Annotated in this window: 12 protein-coding genes and 1 other annotated feature; of the genes, 2 read left to right on the forward strand and 10 right to left on the reverse strand. The window is 52.3% G+C overall.

Annotation, left to right across the window (positions count from 1 at the left end; genetic code table 11):
* Positions 1–191: 191 nt before the first annotated feature.
* Entirely contained in the window at positions 192–575 is a 384-nt protein-coding gene (locus L6H70_RS13410; protein ID WP_236333806.1) for a cupredoxin domain-containing protein, read from the forward strand.
* Between the two features lie 88 nt (positions 576–663).
* Here the strand turns inward: L6H70_RS13410 and L6H70_RS13415 are convergent, their stop codons facing one another.
* The 10 genes from L6H70_RS13415 to pheS form a co-directional block, all read right to left on the reverse strand.
* Positions 664–1,857 (reverse strand): sugar ABC transporter permease, encoded by a 1,194-nt coding sequence (locus L6H70_RS13415; protein ID WP_236333809.1) that lies wholly within the window; start codon positions 1,855–1,857, stop codon positions 664–666.
* 2 nt (positions 1,858–1,859) lie between these two features.
* Positions 1,860–3,371: a xylose ABC transporter ATP-binding protein gene (locus tag L6H70_RS13420; RefSeq protein ID WP_236333810.1), complete on the reverse strand. Its 1,512-nt coding sequence runs from the start codon at positions 3,369–3,371 to the stop codon at positions 1,860–1,862.
* 84 nt (positions 3,372–3,455) lie between these two features.
* Positions 3,456–4,544, reverse strand: a complete 1,089-nt coding sequence (gene xylF / locus L6H70_RS13425; protein WP_236333813.1) for a D-xylose ABC transporter substrate-binding protein — start codon at positions 4,542–4,544, stop codon at positions 3,456–3,458.
* A 206-nt stretch (positions 4,545–4,750) separates the two neighbouring features.
* Complete coding sequence (locus tag L6H70_RS13430; protein ID WP_236333814.1) at positions 4,751–6,331, reverse strand: helix-turn-helix domain-containing protein; 1,581 nt, start codon at positions 6,329–6,331, stop codon at positions 4,751–4,753.
* Positions 6,332–6,360: 29 nt separating this feature from the next.
* Positions 6,361–7,794: a sensor histidine kinase gene (locus L6H70_RS13435; protein WP_236333816.1), complete on the reverse strand. Its 1,434-nt coding sequence runs from the start codon at positions 7,792–7,794 to the stop codon at positions 6,361–6,363.
* The gene (locus L6H70_RS13440) at positions 7,791–8,774 is read right to left on the reverse strand and encodes a sugar-binding protein (protein WP_236333817.1); all 984 of its coding nucleotides are present in this window, start codon (positions 8,772–8,774) and stop codon (positions 7,791–7,793) included. The genes L6H70_RS13435 and L6H70_RS13440 overlap by 4 nt, the downstream gene beginning before the upstream one ends.
* A gap of 124 nt (positions 8,775–8,898) precedes the next feature.
* The gene (zapA, locus tag L6H70_RS13445) at positions 8,899–11,211 is read right to left on the reverse strand and encodes a cell division protein ZapA (RefSeq protein ID WP_341482745.1); all 2,313 of its coding nucleotides are present in this window, start codon (positions 11,209–11,211) and stop codon (positions 8,899–8,901) included.
* A gap of 204 nt (positions 11,212–11,415) precedes the next feature.
* Positions 11,416–13,860, reverse strand: coding sequence for a phenylalanine--tRNA ligase subunit beta (gene pheT / locus L6H70_RS13450; protein WP_236333821.1), 2,445 nt, complete (start codon positions 13,858–13,860; stop codon positions 11,416–11,418).
* 21 nt (positions 13,861–13,881) lie between these two features.
* Positions 13,882–14,148 carry a hypothetical protein gene (locus L6H70_RS13455; protein WP_236333823.1) on the reverse strand — a complete coding sequence of 89 codons (267 nt, stop codon included), beginning with the start codon at positions 14,146–14,148 and terminating at the stop codon, positions 13,882–13,884.
* Positions 14,149–14,192: 44 nt separating this feature from the next.
* Entirely contained in the window at positions 14,193–15,227 is a 1,035-nt protein-coding gene (gene pheS / locus L6H70_RS13460; RefSeq protein ID WP_206103924.1) for a phenylalanine--tRNA ligase subunit alpha, read from the reverse strand.
* 59 nt (positions 15,228–15,286) lie between these two features.
* Positions 15,287–15,557, reverse strand: a binding site (T-box leader).
* A gap of 269 nt (positions 15,558–15,826) precedes the next feature.
* On the opposite strand from pheS, the gene L6H70_RS13465 reads away from it, so the two are divergent.
* On the forward strand, positions 15,827–18,406 hold the full coding sequence (locus tag L6H70_RS13465; protein ID WP_236333825.1) for a hypothetical protein: 2,580 nt from the start codon (positions 15,827–15,829) through the stop codon (positions 18,404–18,406).
* Positions 18,407–18,421 lie beyond the last annotated feature (15 nt).

Below are 18,421 nucleotides of genomic sequence, written 5' to 3' on the forward strand. Positions count from 1 at the left end.
AGCTTTAATTATAATAAATTTAAATTATCTTTGCACCATTTTTTTGCGAATTTCGACAAACAACGACTTTCCTCCGCCGATTAACTCTTTTAATAAATTTTTATAAAGTTTATTCAAGACTTCACTTAAAAAGTAAGCTATGCTAGGGTCATAACTCTAGCCTGTCTATCGAAACCCGGAGGAGGATCATCATGTTCAAAAGACCTGCCTTATTACTGTCAATCCTATGTCTGCTCATCCTGTCTGCCTGCAGCGGGGGGAATGAAACATCGACGGCTCCTGACGGAGCAGCTGAGAATACTGTCGCAGCAGAAGATGAACTCATCATTACGGCTACAAATTACAGCTTCGACCAGAAGGAATATCATCTGAAAAAGGGTGTGCCTGTCAAAATCGTGTTTAAGAATGAGGAAGGCAATCACGGCATACTGGTTCCTGAGCTGGAGCTGAGATTAGATGGCAAAACCTCCTCCAGGGTGATTACCCCCGAGGAAGCCGGGACCTTTGAGATGACCTGCGCAATTATGTGCGGCTCCGGGCACAGCTCCATGAGCGCCAAGGTGATTGTGGAATAACGAAAGCCGTTCGGAAAATACAGCAAAGAGCCGGCAAGGGGCAATCCCCTTACCGGCTCTTTGCTTCGTCGTTATACAGCCACAGCTGCTACTTTACACCCTTGCTGCGGTTGGAAATATCCAGCCATACTGCAATCACCAGAATCGAACCTTTAACCACATACTGCCAAAACGATTCCAGGCCCATCAGCGACATTCCGTTATCAAGCGAAGTCATCACGAGTGCCCCTATAATGGCTCCGATTACTGTCCCGGCTCCGCCCATCAATGAAGTTCCTCCGATAACGCAGGCGGCGATAGCATCCATCTCCGCCATGTTGCCGGCAGTGATGGTTGCCGAAGCCAGACGTGAGGTAAGCACGATGGCCGCAATGGACCCGAGCAGCCCGCTCAGCACAAATATCAGCATGGTCTTACGCTTGATGTTGATGCCGGAGAGACGAGCGGCCTCAATATTACCGCCAATCGCATAAATATGACGGCCGAACGTTGTTTTGGTCGAGATAAAATAGAAAATCGCCGCCAGTACAATTACAAAAATAATAGGAAACGGAATGCCTTTGTAATTGTTCATCACCGCTACAAATACCGCTACAAGCAGGGATAGCCCAGCCACCTTAAAGATATCAATACTCAGAGGAGCGATGGCGAAATCATATTTCTTGCGGGAACGCCGTTTATTGAATGTACTCCAGAACAGGAAGCCGACTGCCACAATTCCAAGAATGATGCCAAACCCCCGGGCAAAATAAGCGTTCCCGAGCAGTGCCAGCACTGGATCAGATACAGGGATGGTCATGGATTCCGTCACCCCCATAAGCACGCCACGGAAAACCATCATTCCCCCCAGCGTAACGATGAAGGCGGGAATCATTTTATAGGCCACCAGCCAGCCCTGAAGCAATCCGAGTACGGCACCGGCGGCAAGCGTGCCTAAGATTACCACAATAGCCGGAAGCTCCAGCCAGTTGCTGAGGATAGCGGCCATGCCGCCGGTCAAGCCGACTATAGAACCGACAGAGAGATCAATATGCCCCGCTACAATAACAAGCACCATGCCGATTGCCAGGATGGAGGTGACTGACATTTGTGTAAACAGATTCGATAGATTCCGTGAAGTTAAAAATGTGGGATTTAAAATCCCGAACAGCACCCAAATCAAAATTAGTGCTCCTACCATCGTATACGCGCGTACATCCATTTTCCCGAATAAAACACTGAAGCGGGATTGTGCCGCAGCAGGGGCCGCACCATGTTCCTGAAGCTCTTTTTGCAGTTGCATAACTATTTACCTCCTGTAGCGGCCAGCATGATCTTCTCTTGCGTTGCTTCGCGCCAATCATATTCTCTAACGAACTGCCCTTCACTCATCACCAGAATTCTGTCGCTCATTCCCAGTACCTCCGGCAGCTCCGATGAGATCATAATAATAGCCACTCCCTGCTCTACCAGTTGATTCATCAAATTATATATTTCATATTTCGCTCCCACATCAATTCCCCGAGTAGGTTCGTCCATAATCAATATTTTCGGACTGGACATCAGCCACTTGCCAATAACGACCTTTTGCTGATTCCCGCCAGAAAGTGTCCCCACTGGCGTTTCCAGTGAAGCTGTTTTCGTCTTCAGTTCCTGCACATACCGGCTCGCCCATCTGATTTCTTCATTCTCATTCACGACTCCGAGTCTAGAGACCTTGTGCAATGTAGCCAGTGTAGTGTTTCTTTTCACATCCATCCCCATTACGAGCCCCTGGCGCTTGCGGTCTTCGCTGACCAGGGCAATGCCCGCCTTAATGGCTTCTGCAATCGCGCGGATTCGTACTGTCTTCCCTTCAATGTGCACGGTTCCTTCAGCCCTGCCCCCGTAGGCTCCGAACAGGCTGCTGACTAATTCTGTGCGTCCCGCCCCCATCAGTCCGGCTATCCCGAGGATTTCCCCTTTACGGAGTGTAAATTCAATGTCGCGAAGTACCCTGTGGTGTTTTTTTTCAGGATGCCATACATTATAATTCCGAACCTCGAGCACCACATCTCCGGGTGTATGCTCTACCCGCGGATAACGTTCTGTCAGTTCCCGGCCAACCATCAGAGAGACAACCTTGTCATCATCCGTTTCATTTCGATCAAGCGTAGCTACGGTCCGGCCATCGCGCAGCACTGTGATGGAGTCCGCCAAAGCAAATACCTCTGGCATCTTGTGGGAGATATAGACGCATGTTACCCCCTCACTCCGCAATTGATTCAGAATACCCATCAGGATGGACACCTCACTTTCCGTCAAGGCTGCCGTAGGTTCATCCAGAATCAGAATCTTGGTGTGCTTGGAGAGCGCCTTCGCAATTTCCACCAGCTGCTGCTGGCCAATTCCTAAATTTCCGATCTTCGTATCCGGCGAATGATGGAGTCCCACTCTCTTCAGCCAAAGCGAAGCCTGATGGTACAGCTCATCCCACTGGATCGCTCCCCGTCTTGTCGGTTCAGCCCCGAGGAAAATATTCTCCCCTATAGTCATCTCCTTGACGAGCGCCAGTTCCTGATGAATGATAGCAATGCCGGCCTTCTCGGCATCCGTGATTTTGTGAAATTCCTTCTTCTCGCCGCTTATAATGATTTCTCCGCCGTAAGAACCCGCCGGATACAATCCGCTCAGGACCTTCATCAGCGTAGATTTACCGGCGCCGTTCTCACCGCAAAGCGCATGGATTTCTCCCTGCTTCACCTTGAAGTTCACATGGTCCAGTGCTTTAACTCCGGGAAATTCCTTGCTGATCTCAGCCATTTCAAGTACATACATGATTGCCGTTCCTCCTTCCGGTCCTTAAGCAGCAGCGATGCGGAGCATGTTAGGGCTCCGCATCGCTGTGCCGCAAAGGCTGTCTTATTGTTTAGGCCACTGATCCTTAGGCACATTTTTGTATACTTCCTCAAGCGTATGGAAGCCGTCCTTAATCAGCACGTCCAAATTGTCCTTGTTGACTGCAATCGGATCCAGAAGTATGGATGGAACATCAATTTTACCGTTGTTAACTGATTTTTCTGTCGAAATACTCTCGCCTTTAGCAGCTGCAACCGCCATTTCAGCAGCCTTAGTCGCGATGGCGTTGATCGGCTTATACACGGTCATCAGCTGTGTGCCTTCAGCAATACGCTGCACAGCGGCAAGGTCGGCGTCCTGCCCGGAGACCGGGATTTTTCCGGCCATTCCCTGAGCGGTCAGCGCTTGGATCGATCCTCCGGCCGTCCCGTCATTCGCGGCAACAACGCCTTGAATGTCGTTATTGTTCGCAGTCAGCGCATTTTCCATATTTTTCAGGGCTTCTTCCGGCTTCCAGTCCTTGGAGAACTGGTCATAAACGATTTTAATATCGCCCTTTTCTTCCAGCGGCTTCAGAATATTCATGGCACCTTCTTTGAACATGTGGGCATTATTGTCGGTATCCGCCCCCCCGATATAGACTATATTTCCTTTTGGCGCCTGGTCGATCACAGCCTGAGCCTGAAATTCTCCGACACGCACATTATCAAAAGAAATATAGTAGTCAACTTCGGAATTATTGATCAAGCGGTCATAAGCGATCACCTTTATGCCTTCTTTATGGGCCTTTTCCACAATGGGAGCCGTAGCTTCGGCGTTGTGGGCTATGACCACAAGCACATCCACGCCTTGAGAAATCAGCTGTTCAGCTTGGCTTAATTGGGTCGCATCATCTCCGTTGGCAGCCAGCACTTTCACTTCTCCGCCGAGCTCCTCAACTTTCTTGGTGAAAATATCCCGGTCCTTCTGCCAGCGTTCTTCTTTCAGCGTATCCATCGACATGCCGATGACAATCTTATCCCCGTCCTTCGCCCCGGCTGGTTTCTCCGCTTCCTGATTATCTCCGTTTGAGACCAATCCGCAGCCTGACAAGGTAGCTGCCAGTACGATAGCAGTCAATCCTGCTGAAATTACTCTTCCGTATTTCCCCACTTATTCTTCGCCCCTTTTCCTGACTCAACTTTTTTGTTTGCGCTTACAAATAAAATAGTAGCATGGATTTTCCGGAGCGGATGCACCTATTCCCAGCATTTTTTTACCTTCCGCCTGCATTCCGTTATCCTTAGCTGTAATGAATTTCTTCCGGCCTCTTTTCATAGGAAAAAGCGGGGATACAGCACAAAAAAGTCCTCGCTGTGTTAGCAAGGACTTTGCTTCCCGTACTGCTGCCTGAATTCGCTTGGTGTAATGCCGACTGCTTTTTTAAACACACGGCTGAAATAATTCGGGTCCTTATACCCTACCTCATAGCAGATTCCCTTGAGGCTCAGTTCCTCCCCGGCTATCAGCCGCTTCGCCTCATTAATCCTGAGCCGTGTCAGATAGTCGATAAAGGTTTCACCGGCTTGCTGCCTGAACAATTTGCTGAAATAATGCGGGCTCAGATTCACATACTCGGCCGCCTGCTCCATCGAAATGTCCTCTTTATAATTCTGGTTGATATAGAGCAGGGCCCGCTGGTGCACATGGGAACGGCTGGACTCCCGCTCTTCATTCAAGCTGTCGATCAGCATTTCCAGCCAATGCTCTGCCCCTTGCTTCAGGGACTGGGAATCCTCCACAGTGTTCAAATCGGCAATGATCCCCGCTCCAGCCTTGGATTGAACCGCCCTCGCCAGGAACAGCAGCAGACCGATAATCTCCCCCCGCAACGTTGAAAAAGATTGCTCCACCGCCTCTCCGAAGGTTGTATACAGCCTGACAAAGCGCTCAATAGCCTCCTGCTTGTCCCGCCGCAGCAGAGCCTCAATCAACTTATTCTCCTCGTCCAAAGATATGGCGGTCTGGCCCGAGCTTTGGGTGATATCATCATAATGCCGCACACTGAAAAGGTCATTGTTGTCGGCACAGACACGTACCGCCTCCCGGTAGGAACGGCTGAGTCCGTCCCAGCCTTCCCTGATCGAGCCGATGCCGACATTTAACGGCAGTCCAAAACGCTGCTCAGCGAGGCTTCGGAGCCGTTCACCCCAATCGAGGGAAAGCACCCTCTGAGAGTATCCGGTCCTACCCGGCGGCAAGGGAATAAACAAAGCCATCTGATATCCGATTAAAGGACCGGCAAGACAGCCCAGACCAGACTTCACCAGCTGTTTAACCGCCTCATAGATTTCACGCTTCACCAGCTGGAAATCCGTCCATTCTCCACTCGCCTGCCGGGGAAACGACAGTACCATAGCATAGCCCTTGCTCCATTGCAGGTTCAGAAGTCCGGCCAGCTGTTCCAGCTCAATCTCCTGCACATATTCCAGCATTAGCATAAGAGTCAGCTCATTTTCAGCCAACGGCAGCAGATGGGCAAGCCTTTCCTGCTGCTCAAGCTGCTCATGCCTGCGGCGCTTCTCCTCCTGAATCTCGGTAATCAGCTGCTTCAGCACATCAGCCACTTCCTCGCGTCTGGCAGGCTTCAGCAAATAATCCTTTACTCCCAGCAGCAGCCCTTCCTTGGCATAGGAGAAATAATCATGGGCGGTAATCATCACAATTTTGGCTGAAGGGAGCTTGTGGAGTATTTGCCGCACCGCCTCTAATCCCTGTATACCCGGCATTTTAATATCCATGAAGACAATATCCGGCCGGTGTTCCTCCGCAAGCTGTATCGCTTTCCGCCCGTTCTCTGCATGCAGAAACTCAAAGGTATCGGGAAAAAGGTGCCTAATCATCAGCTCCAGCCCTTCCCGTTCCAGCGCCTCATCATCGGCTATCAGCAAACTGTACATGGTTAGTCTCCTTTCGTCATTCCTAAGTCTTAAGCCGATGGCCGGCAAGGCAGCCTGAACAGTACAGCTGTCCCAACTCCTTCGCTGCTGTCGATCTCAATCTGCTGTTCCCCGTCAAAAAATAAATGAAGCCGTTTAAACACATTATGTGTACCAAGCCCGGTAGACTGCCCCTTTCCGCTGAAACGCGGTGCCTCCTCCCGGATCGAACCCATCAGCCTTGCCACAGTCTCAGGGTTCATGCCTGCACCATTGTCGCTGATCCCTATTTCCATGAGTCCGCTGTCATATCGGATCGACAACGACAGTACAGCCCCTTCCTCCATTTCCTCCAGTCCGTGCACAAAGGCATTCTCGAAAATCGGCTGCAGGGTCAGACAGGGAATCATTCCGCCTAATGCCTGTTCGTCAATATCCATCACAAAGGTAATCCGGTCACGGAAACGCGCCTTCTGAATATTGATATATTCCGTCACATGCTCCACTTCCTCACGCAGAGGTACCGCCTGGTCCAACTTCTGAAGGTTATACCGGAGCAGACGTGATACGGATACGGTCAGATCACTTGTTTTCGCCGCTCCTTCCAGATACGCGAGCTTGGCGATAGAATTCAGCGTATTGAACAAAAAATGAGGATTGATCTGGCTCTGCAGCATTTTCAGTTCCAGCTCCTTGACCAGGCGGTCCTTCTCCACGCTCTTGATATTCTCCTCCATCAGCTGCTGGATATTATCGATCATTCCATTAAAGGCCCGGCAAAGAATACTGATCTCATCGTTGTTGATACTCTCCGGCGCCTTGGTGTCCATCCGGCCCTTCGAGATCTGCTTGGCCGTTGCCACCAGGCGGCGGATCGGTCCCGTAATACTGCTGGACAGCCAGATGGCCATAGATATGCTAAGCACCGCTGCCGTAATCACCAACAGAATCCCCAGCTGGTTCAGCTTGCCCGTCGTGGACATGATCTCCTCATAAATCGGCTTATACTGCTCCAGTTCCAGGTCAACCAGTTCCTGCGCTTCCTCACGGATGAACCCTTCCGTCTGCTCCGCCTCAATATAAGCACCGGCCAGCGTTTTGGAGTCCTGATCGTCTATCTCGTCAATCATCTGCCCGGCCTGCTCCAGAAAGGTATCAATGATGTGGCGGTAATTCATCAGCGGGAGTTCGCTCCCCCCGATCGTCTCTACCCCGTCAAGCTTCTTCCGCAGCTCCTGTACAGCACTCAAATGCTTGTCTACTTCTGGATAGCTGTCAGCATCCACCTGCATGATGAAGCGGTTCAAGGAACGCATATTCTCCCCGACCTCTGAGGACACTTCCTTATACAATAAAATCCGGTTTATCATCAGGTGATAGCTTTCCTGGACATTTTTCCCGCTCTCAAACAAGACAAAGGAAACAGAGCTCATTAGCAGTACAAGCAGGGGAATGCAAATCAGCAGCTTTCTCCGGATACTCACAGGCTCTCCCCCTCCTGAACATTACTTCTGTCCAGCACCTTAACCTCGGTGAAATATTCAGACTGCAGCGTGCGCCCCTGGAAATGCTCATTTAGCAGCTTTACAGCTAATTCTCCCATCAAAAATGGCTGCTGCGCCACGGTAGCCTTGATGTCTCCTCTACTGATAGCGGCGAGTGTATCCGCCTGATTGTCAAAGCCTATGATCGTCATAGGCTCCCGCTTCAGTCTTTTGGAGACTTGAAGAATCCCCAGCGCATCCGTTGAACTCGTGCCGACCATCACATCGATTTCCGGGTGCAGCTGCAGCATCTCGGCCGCCTGCTGGATCGCCTCCATATGGGATATATTAGAGCTCCGGACATCCACTATCTCCAGACCGCTGTACTTCTTAACTACATGGCTTAAGCCGTTCAGACGCTGCAGCTGATTTTTGGCCAGATCGCTGCCAATAATCACCCCGATTTTCCCTTTGCCTCCGCTTGCCTTGACAACCATTCGTCCCAGTATCTCACCTGCTGCCGCATTGTCGGTTCCCACATATGCCAGGCGCTTGCTGGCAGGAGCATCGGTATCTATTGTGATCACCGGGATGCCGCGGTTCACGGCTTTATCGATCACTGGCGTGAATTTCTCATCATTCAGTCCTTGTACAATAATCGCATCCACCTGCGCTGCAATGGCTTTTTCCAGCAGGCTGATCTGCTCCTCCATGTTATTGCGGACCGGACCGGTGAACTCAATATCTATCCCGTATGTCTCTGCGGCTTCTTTGGCACCCTTCTCGACCATCTCCCAATAGGGGTGATACCGTTCCTGTTCAATCAATACGATATGATAGCCGGGATTCACATCACCGGGTTGCCCGCTAAGCTCCCTGACAATACTCCCCATGCGGGAGGAATGGCCTGCGAAACCGATAAAAAAATATGCCAGCAGCAGGAATAGAGCAATGACAACACCAAGCCATTTCTTATCCATTGTTATTCACCTCATTCAACATCCTAACAAGGGTTGAAAACGGTTGCAATAATAATTTATCCTTACATCAAAAACGGATGCCGCCCCTAGAGGGTAGCACCCGTTTCTGTACTGCATCCGCCATTCAACTATCCTGTTCGATCAGTTGAATCCATTCATTATATTCACTCTGGAGCTTGGCATATTCCGCCTGAAGATTGCGATGTTCCTGAGCCAGCTTATCCAGCTCGCCCTGGCGCAGCTCGAATTGGGCCTGTATCAGACGCAGCTGGCCCTGAGCCAGCTCGTAGTTTTCCCCGATCTCGCCAAGCTGCTGCTGCACTTCGCTGTGCGCCCGGTTTGCAGACTCAGCCTGCGCCTCTGCTTCTCCGGCTTCCTGCTGCCAGATTTCAATCTCCTCGCGCAGAGCAGCCTCCGTCTCGTTCCACTGAGCCTCACGCTGCTGCAGCTCGTCGTACCGGTGCTTCCAGGATGCCTCGACCTCGCGCGCTTCCCGGATCGCTTCCCGTTGCTCTTCCGCTGTAGCCGCAGCTTCACGGGCAGCTTCGTACAGCTCTTCAAGACGCCGCGCCGCCTCCTCGCCTTCAGCCTCCAGCAATCCGTAACGTTCCTGCAGCTGTTCACTCTCCTGCAGAAGCTCATCATATTGTGCGATCAAGTCCTCGTACCGGCCGCGCAGGGCAGCCAGCTCCTTCCGGGCCTCCGCCGACTCTTCACGCTGTGCAGCGCATTCCAGCTCAGCTTCTGCACGCAGGGAAGCTTCGCGGTCCAGCTGCTGCACCATGCCATCCGCCTGCCCGCGCAGGGTTTCGATCTCGCGCTGCAGCGAAGAAGATTTCTCTTCTGCTTCCAGCAGATTCATTTCCAGTTCGCTGATATCTTCCATATGCTTGTCCGCAAGCTCCTGCCAGTTACGGGCTTCTTCTTCCTTGCGGGTAAGCTCATCCTGAACACGGCTCAAACCGGATCTCGCTTCATCAAGTCCTCCGCGCAGGGCGGAAGCTTCCGCCTGGGACTGCTCCAGACGTTGACGCAGCTCCTCCAGCTCTTCCTGTAGCAGCGTTCCAAGTTCGGTAGCCGTCTGTAGCTCGGCTTGCAGCTGGCTGACTAGCTCTTCCTTGTCCTGCACCAGCATGCGGAGCTCGGCCGTCTCGCTTAGAGTCAGCTCGTAGCGCTGACGCAGCTCTTCCAGCTCGCCGCTCAGCAGCTCACTCAGCTCATTAGCCGCGTTCAGCTCTTCCCCGGTGAGGCTCAGCCGTTCAGATGATTCCTGCAGTGCATCTCTAAGGCCGGCGGCATCGCTCTGTGCCTCATCGTAACGCTGGCGGAGTTCTTCCAGCTGCTCATTCAAAAGCGTCCCCTGCTCGCCGGCAGCACGCAGTTCCTCTGTAAGCTGCTCCTCACGGCCCAGCACAGCTTCATACTGCGACAGAAGCGTCAGCCGGGCATCGCGCTCACCCTTAAGGCCAGCTTCGGCCGCACGCAGCCGCGACTGCAGCTGCCCTGTACCGCCGCGCAGCTCGGCAAGCTGCTTCTCCAGTTCCTGGAGCTGCTGCTTATGCCGGTGCTCCTGCGTGCCCTGGGACTGCCGGAGCTCCTTGGTCTTGGCCTGCTCCTTCTGCAGCGCTTCCCGTTCTGCGCTTAACTCTTTATCAAGCGCTGCCTTCGTCTCTGCAAGCTCCTTGCTGAGTGAGGTCCGGATCTCTACCACTTCGTTTCCGAGTGTTTCCCGGGTCTGCGCCAGTTCCTGCTCAAGCTGGGATAACGTTTCCGCTTTCTCCCGGAGCAGCGATTCGCGGAGATTCTCCACCTCCTGCGCATGTGCAGCCTTCAGTTCCTCCAGCTGCTGCAGACGGGCCGCTTCAAGCGCTGCCAGCTCCTGCCTGTGGCTTTCACGGCCTGAAGCCTGCTCCTGCTCATAGGTAGCCCGGAGTGCCTGCAGTTCCGTCTCGCGGGCCTGCAGCTCTTCAGCAAGCTTCTCCCGCGCAGCAGCAGCTGCCTGCTCCGCTTCCTCCAGTTGGGCGGCGTGAGCTTTGCGCTCCTGCTCCTGAATGTCCAAATGACGCTTGCGTTCCTCTTCGGCCTGAGCCAGCAGCCTTGCAGCTTCTGCTTTGGCCGATTCGCTTAGCCGTTCATATTCTTCCTGCCGTTCACGCTGCACTTCAAGCAGGCGTGATACCTCCACGCGCAATTCTGTGCGCTCGCCGGTCAGCATATTTAACTCGTTCTTAAAATTTTGAACCTGAATAGCCTGCTCCGCCATATGTACGGCTGCAAGCACCGCAATCCGCGGTGTATCCAGTCTGGAATGAGATTTTGAAATGGCATGCATATGCTCGTCCACATAACGGGCAACTTGCTTCATATATTCAGTGCTGCTTCCGACTAATTTATAGGAAGTTCCATATATCTCCACGGCGACACGGGTCCGGTCCATAGCCACAGTTGTGCCCTCCTTTGTATGTGTGCGGATTCTAAGCTGTTTGCTCTGCTTCTATTGTAGCGTGATTCCTGAACATTTGGCAAAACAAACGACATCATTCTATCGATTCAACCGGAAACCCCGCACTTTTCTCCAAAAGAAAAGCCGCAGCGAATCTCGGTTTCTAAATGGATTCGCTGCGGCTTTGCACAATTCCTGCTACTTTCTTAATTCTGCACCAAAAGTTTGCTGAAGTGCAGCGACTACCTTTTCATGCACTTCTGAGACTTCTTCATCGGTCAGTGTATGTTCCGTATGGCGGTACAGCAGCGAGATGGCCACGCTTTTCTTTCCGCTTTCCATCTTACCGCCGGTGTAGACGTCGAATACCTGCACATTCTGCAGCAGCGTTCCCCCGTTTTCACGGATCGAAGTCAGCAGATTTCCCGCAGGAACCGCAGAATCTACAACAACCGCGATGTCCCGTTCCATTCCCGGGAAGCGCTGAAGTTCACTGTACTGCAGGCTGATCCGGGCACTGTCATACAGCGGCTGCAGCAGCAGTTCAGCTACGTAAGTATCCTCCAGATCAAGCTTGCGCTGAAGCTCCGGATGAAGCTGGCCCATCGTCCCGATTCTTGTACGTCCATCTTCTGCCAGCAGATAGATGGAAGCGGAACGGCCCGGGTGATAGTCTTGAGGCGCATCACCTTCATAGACCACACGTCCGGTTAGACCCAGGTAGGCAAATACACTTTCCAGTGCGCCTTTTAGATCGAAGAAGTCCACAGGCTCCGCAGTCATGTTCCACTGCTTGGCGGTGCGGCTTCCGCTCAGCAGCAGTCCGAGTACCGGAAGCTCCCGGGGCTGGCGGGTAAGCTGCTCTTCATCGGTGAAGAATACATTACCGATCTCGAACAGGGCCAGATCACTCTGCCGGCGGTTCGTATTATACAGGGCAATATCCAGCAGCTGCGGCAGCAGGCTGGTGCGGAGCACACTGCGTTCTTCGCTCATCGGCATAGCCAGCTTCACAGGCAGGCTGCCTTCCGAGAACGCAGGGAACAGCTTGCTCTGCTCCGGCTGAATGAAGGAATAGCCCATCACTTCCTGATAGCCGCCAAGCGCGAGCATCCGGCGCAGTTCACGGCGCACGGACTGTTTTCTGGTCAGTGCACCCGGAGTCGTAACGCCTTCAATCAATGTTGTCGGAATGTTGTCGTACCCGTACAGGCGGGCGATCTCTTCAATCAGGTCCACATCGTAGCTTATATCTCCGCGCCGGGATGGTACCTGCACCTCTACAACACCTTGAGCCGCATCCCCGCATTTGAAGCGGAGGCGTCCGAACAAGGTTTTCACCTCCAGAAGCGACAGCTCCGTACCGAGATAGTTGTTCAGCTTCTCAAGCGACAAAGTCAGAATCTTATCTGGAACAGCATCGCTGCCTGCCTGCACAATTCCTTCATGTACAGTACCGTCGGCATAGCGGGCAATCAGGGCAGCGGCACGGTTGAGTGCCGGAATCACTGCCTTCGGATCCACCTGCTTCTCGAACCGCAGCGAAGCTTCGGAACGCAGGCCCAGCTGGCGCGAAGTCTTGCGGACGGTGCCGCCATCAAATTTGGCCGATTCGAGTACGATATTAACGGTTTCTCCCGTTACTTCGGTAGCGAGTCCGCCCATAACTCCCGCCAAGCCCACAGCCTTCACGCCGTCAGCAATGACAAGCATTTGCGGCTCCAGCTTGCGCTCCTGGCCGTCAAGCGTAGTCAGCACTTCACCTTCACGGGCAAAGCGCACACCCAGCGTGCCGCCCTCCACTTGATCACCGTCAAACGCATGCAGCGGCTGGCCGTATTCAAGCATTACATAGTTGGTGATATCCACGATATTATTGATCGGACGCACACCTGCGGCCATCAGACGGTTCTGAATCCAGAGCGGTGACGGAGCAGGCTTGACTCCCGAGATATAGCGCACTGCATAATGGCTGCAGAAAGCCTCATCTTCAATCTTAACCGAAATCGAGTCTGCAGCGGTTCCGCCGGCCTCTACCAGCTCCGCAGCCGGGTCAGGCAGATTGAGGTCGCGTCCCAGAATCGCACTGACTTCATACGCCGCACCGATCATGCTGAGGCAGTCGGAACGGTTAGGGGTCAGGTCAAATTCCAGGATCTCATCATTCAGTCCCAGCACCTTCGTGATATCCTGGCCTACCTCTGTGTTCTCAGGCAATACGAGAATACCTTCCTGGAGCTCTTTCGGCAGCAGCTTGTCGTTCAGACCCAGCTCTTTGGCCGAACAGATCATGCCCTGCGACAAGACGCCGCGCAGCTTGGCTTTCTTAATCTCCAGACCCGGCAGCTTCGCACCAACCAGTGCAACGGGAACCTTCTGTCCCGCAGCCACGTTCTTCGCGCCGCAGACGATCTGCAGATCTTCGCCTTGTCCGGCATCTACGATACACACGTTCAGCTTGTCGGCATCCGGGTGTTTTTCTTTCGATTTCACATATCCGGTTACAATCCCGGACAGTCCTTTGTTGCGGCGCTCGACACCATCGATCTCGATGCCCGCGGTGGTGATTTTGTCCGCCAGCTCTTCAGCGGTTACTCCCTCTAGAGATATATAATCGGTCAGCCATCCGGTTGATACTTTCATGTCCGCTCACTTCCTTTTGTTTCAGATGTATTTATCTACCTGTCGGTTTCGCATGCTGCATGTAAAAGACTGCGAATGGATCTTCTGATCCCCATTTTTAAAGCCCTGTTCATAGTGTCCCTGCAGAGAATCTTTGGACTTCCGGCCGCTGTTGTCTTCAGATTTCTTGATTTTAACCGCTATAAGCGGTAGAAATCCGAAGACAAAGGCGGACGCTACCGCTCCTCCAGTTCCAAAATTCCCCTCCGGTCCTTTTAACAGGTAATAAAACAGGTACAGAACATCCACAACCGCCGCTCCTTCATCCACCAGCCCACTAACCCGCCAAAAATCTAAATCCCCTTGAACTGCTTCACAAAGCCCATATCGTTGGTGTAGAAATAACGGATATCATCGATTCCGTACTTCAGCATCGCGATCCGCTCCACGCCCATACCAAAGGCAAAGCCGCTGTATTTCTCCGGATCATAGCCGCCCATTCTCAGTACATTCGGATGCACCATGCCTGCGCCGAGAATTTCCAGCCAGCCGCTCTGCTTGCACAGACGGCAGCCGTCGCCGCCACATTTGAAGCAGCTGACATCCACCTCAACGCTTGGCTCTGTGAACGGGAAGAAGCTGGGACGAAGACGGATGCCCGTGCTTGGTCCGAACATTTCTTTGACGAACTGGTTCAGCGTGCCTTTGAGGTCACTCATGCGGATATTGCTGCCGATGACCAGGCCTTCGATCTGATGGAACTGGAAGGAGTGGGTCGCATCGTCATCATCGCGGCGGTACACTTTGCCCGGACAGATGATTTTGACCGGAACTTCTCCGTTCATTGCCTGCATCGTACGGACCTGCACCGGGGAGGTTTGGGTGCGCATTAGCAGATCATCTGTTAAGTAGAAGGAATCCTGCATGTCGCGCGCCGGATGGTCCTTCGGCAGATTGAGTGCTTCAAAGTTATAATAATCTGTCTCTACCTCAGGTCCCTCAGCGACCTTGTAGCCCATACCGATGAAGATATCCTCGATCTCCTGGACAACCCGGTTTAGGGGATGAATTCCGCCCTGAGGCAAACTGCGTCCCGGCAGCGTAACATCTACTTTCTCCGCCTGCAGGCGGCCCAGCGTCTCCTGCTGCTGGAATGCCTCCTGCTTCGTGCTGATAATCTCTTCAATCGCGCTGCGCACCAGATTCGCTACCTGGCCGATCACCGGACGCTCCTCTGCACTGAGACCTCCCATTCCACGCAGAACCTCAGTCAGCTCGCCCTTTTTGCCCAGGTATTTCACGCGTAAATCATTCAGAACCTGCGGATCGGTAACCTCCTGCAGCTTAGCCAAGGCCTCGACCTTCAATGCTTCCAGCTTTTCTTTCATGGCATGCACTGCCCCCTTCAATCTTCGTAGTGTACAACAAAAAAAGGCCTTTCCTCCCGGTAAGGGACGAAAAGACCGTGGTACCACCCTTGTTAGACAGGCTGTACCGGATCCCTTAAGAGTGGTATTCCCTCTTTCGGTACGGTAAAGACTATCTCACTTTAACAGAAATAACGGTCTGCGGCCGGTTTCCCCTACTTAAGCAAAACATTCAGGGAACTGCTCCGGAGTGAACTTCGGCAGCTCTGCTCTCTTAGAAACGCTCTCAATCTCCGGCGTCTCCTCCCTGTAAGCCAGGCACTGCGTACTCGTCTCCATCACTGCATTTCGGATCATGAGAACTCAATATCTTACATCATTAGTTTCAGAAGATATGTCTTCACATTATACGCAGAAAACGCCAGTTTGACAAGCGGATCCGATTTTAGGCTAATTTTATCTGTTTTTAATCTCCCTTTAAGTTTCAGCCTGGTTTTATGGAATTTTTTTCAGCTAACGTTCAGCGGCGCTTGATATTTTTCCTTATTAGGAAGGCCTGGCTATCTTATTTTCCGGATGGATTATGGATATCAGAGGTTTTTAAACAGGGAGGGAAATTCATGCACAAACGAAGTAAGGCTTATGTTCTGTTACTTCTCAGCACATTTGCCGTAAGTCAGATCCCGGGATATGCCGGAACTGCGGCCTATGCGGCTGCAGCGGGGGGAACTGCTGCCAATGCCGCAGCCGCTACGGAAATCTCAACACTTGCCAAGCTCAGCTCCATGAATCTCGGGGCATCACTCAGCGTGAAGCTCAGCGATATCGGGGTATTCGCCCAGGACAGCGGAAACATTCTAACCTATACCCTTACTTACACCAATACCTCAAGCACCAGTGCCAATCTGGTCGATTATTTCTCCAAAGTGGTGACATCCGGAGGGAGCGTAATCAAGGGGACTCCCGTTTCCGCAGACAGCGCGGTCAAAAAAATCGCCGGCAAAGAAACAAAAAGTATTACATACTACGCTAATATCGGAAAAGCCGCTACGGTAAAAGGGCTCAAAATCAGCATGTTCGGCTGGAATTTTAGCAGCGCCAACTATGAACAGCGCATCGGGACCTTCACCGTTCCGGCTAATTATTCACTGTCTGCGCTTCAGGCTGAGAGCAAAAAGATCGAACTGAACAGCGTTCCCGTGACAAGCCAGGCCAGTTCGCTGCAAATTTACAAATATAACGGCAAGGTTTATGCCAAAGTAGGACTCAGCCTGACGAATCTGGGTACCAAGGTGCTAACTGATCCGGGCTACAGCATGTATCTCAAATCTTCCGGAGGCTCGGTATTTACACTGACACTGGATGAGAGCAGCTCGGAATATAAGATTCAGCCGCAGGAGAAAAAGACGCTGTATTTCATTACGGAAATCCCTGCCTATATAAACGTTACCAAGATGACCTTGCAGATTGCCAAGCTGGACGAAGGCCTCAAGCTCAATCTTCCGGTCGTTTCCTATGCGCTGCCTGCAGCAGTTACGGCTGACTTCACAGTTGCTGCCGGTGCCATCAAGAAGGTCTCCATCGACAGCAATATGGTTGACATGCAGCTGAAATCTTCTGCCGTCTATGCCGAGAATGAGAATGGAATCTGGACTTACCAGTTCCGGGTAAAAAACACGGGCAGTAAGGCGGTGACTTTGCCAGCCTACGAGCTTTCAGTCAAATCTGCCGAGGGTTATACCTTCCCGATTACTACAACAGCCTTTAACAGTCTTACGCTGAAGCCGCTGGAAGAGAAGCTGATTGAACTCAGCACCAGCATACCGCTTGAGCTGGCGCAGGATAACTTGCAGCTTCAGGTCATTCCTCCAACCGGCAGTGAAGATTCCAGCACAATCGTTCTCCCGGTAGCCTATTTCAAAATCCCTTACAAGCTGGAGGGCAATATCCATGTGGCTTCGGAGAGCAGCGTAACCAATAATTACGGCACTTTCGCCGTCTCCCTGCAGTCTCTGCAGCGTCTGCCCTGGGGCGATGAAGATTTGGTTCAGGCTAAACTCAGCATCCGAAACAGCACCTCCAAAACAGTCACCCTGCCTAAGCTGACCGGTATTTTGAAGGCAGATCTGAACGACCTTACCTCCTCTTCACAAGCCGTGGTCGACAACGACGTCTCCATCCTTGCTCCGGGGGAAAGTGCACAGGTCACTGTGCTGGCCCATGTACCGTACACCCTTGATTACAGCCAGACGAAAATTATTTTGCAGGAACCATCCGGACAATTCTTTTCCTTAAGTACAACTGACGGAGCTGTAACGAGCCTTCCCCCGCTTGCGGCAGGCTCAGCCATCAATATCACGACAACCGGCAAAAAAGCAAGCATCCAGGAACGTCTAACCACCGTGTATACCGGCAGCAGCTCCAAGACCGTATACAGTGAAGTGGAAATGAACAGTACAGAAACCCGCCAGACGAATCTGACCAGGCTGTATGCAACTTTCAGAACCGCGGATGGACAGTCATTTGAAGCCACCGTCAACCAGTCGGAACTGCCGACGGGCGCATCGGGCAAAACACTGGTCACCTTCTGGGCGAATATTCCATCCACGGTGGATACCTCCGCTCTTCAGCTGTACATCGGACAGGGAGTGTCAGGCGGCAAGCTGACTACGGCCGGAACGGTAGCAACCGGATATGTGAATACGAATGCCCTGTCCTTGAATGTCAAGACGGTAACCGCTCAGACCAATCTGGCAAGCGGGGTTTCCATGTTCCCTTACTTCCTGGCGGTTAACAGCTCAGCGGGCAGCATGGTCGCAGGCAGCAGCAATCTTACACTCTCATTCAATTATAGCCTGTCTCAGGATTCTACTTATCAGACCGGCACTTACGGCCATAAGCTGGTTCTGCGCTTCGTTGATCCTTTTGGCCAATTCTATGAAAAAACACTGGCGCTCGGCAGCGACCTGGTTGTCGGAAGTAACGGCCAGTACTCAACGACGATCGCAAGCTCCCTGTTCCAAACCCTGGGTGGCGGAAGTTACAGCCTGACGCTCTACGATGAATTCCAGGGCCAGCGGATTGAGCTGGGCAGTCAGACCTATTATATTACCGTCACTAAGCCGGCCGCCTCAACAAATGACAAAGATACTGATACAGAAACAGACAGCAGCGATACTGCAACAGACAGCGCATCTTAAATTTGTGAGATTATA

Source organism: Paenibacillus auburnensis, from assembly GCF_927798115.1.
GTDB lineage: Bacteria > Bacillota > Bacilli > Paenibacillales > Paenibacillaceae > Paenibacillus_AQ > Paenibacillus_AQ auburnensis.

What these genes read in the sequence shown, in the direction of transcription:
- L6H70_RS13410 (WP_236333806.1), top strand. Translation starts at nt 192, where the DNA reads ATGTTCAAAAGACCTGCCTTATTACTGTCAATCCTATGTCTGCTCATC.
- L6H70_RS13415 (WP_236333809.1), bottom strand. Translation starts at nt 1,857, where the DNA reads ATGCAACTGCAAAAAGAGCTTCAGGAACATGGTGCGGCCCCTGCTGCG.
- L6H70_RS13420 (WP_236333810.1), bottom strand. Translation starts at nt 3,371, where the DNA reads ATGTATGTACTTGAAATGGCTGAGATCAGCAAGGAATTTCCCGGAGTT.
- L6H70_RS13430 (WP_236333814.1), bottom strand. Translation starts at nt 6,331, where the DNA reads ATGTACAGTTTGCTGATAGCCGATGATGAGGCGCTGGAACGGGAAGGG.
- L6H70_RS13440 (WP_236333817.1), bottom strand. Translation starts at nt 8,774, where the DNA reads ATGGATAAGAAATGGCTTGGTGTTGTCATTGCTCTATTCCTGCTGCTG.
- zapA (WP_341482745.1), bottom strand. Translation starts at nt 11,211, where the DNA reads ATGGACCGGACCCGTGTCGCCGTGGAGATATATGGAACTTCCTATAAA.
- pheT (WP_236333821.1), bottom strand. Translation starts at nt 13,860, where the DNA reads ATGAAAGTATCAACCGGATGGCTGACCGATTATATATCTCTAGAGGGA.
- pheS (WP_206103924.1), bottom strand. Translation starts at nt 15,227, where the DNA reads ATGAAAGAAAAGCTGGAAGCATTGAAGGTCGAGGCCTTGGCTAAGCTG.
- L6H70_RS13465 (WP_236333825.1), top strand. Translation starts at nt 15,827, where the DNA reads ATGCACAAACGAAGTAAGGCTTATGTTCTGTTACTTCTCAGCACATTT.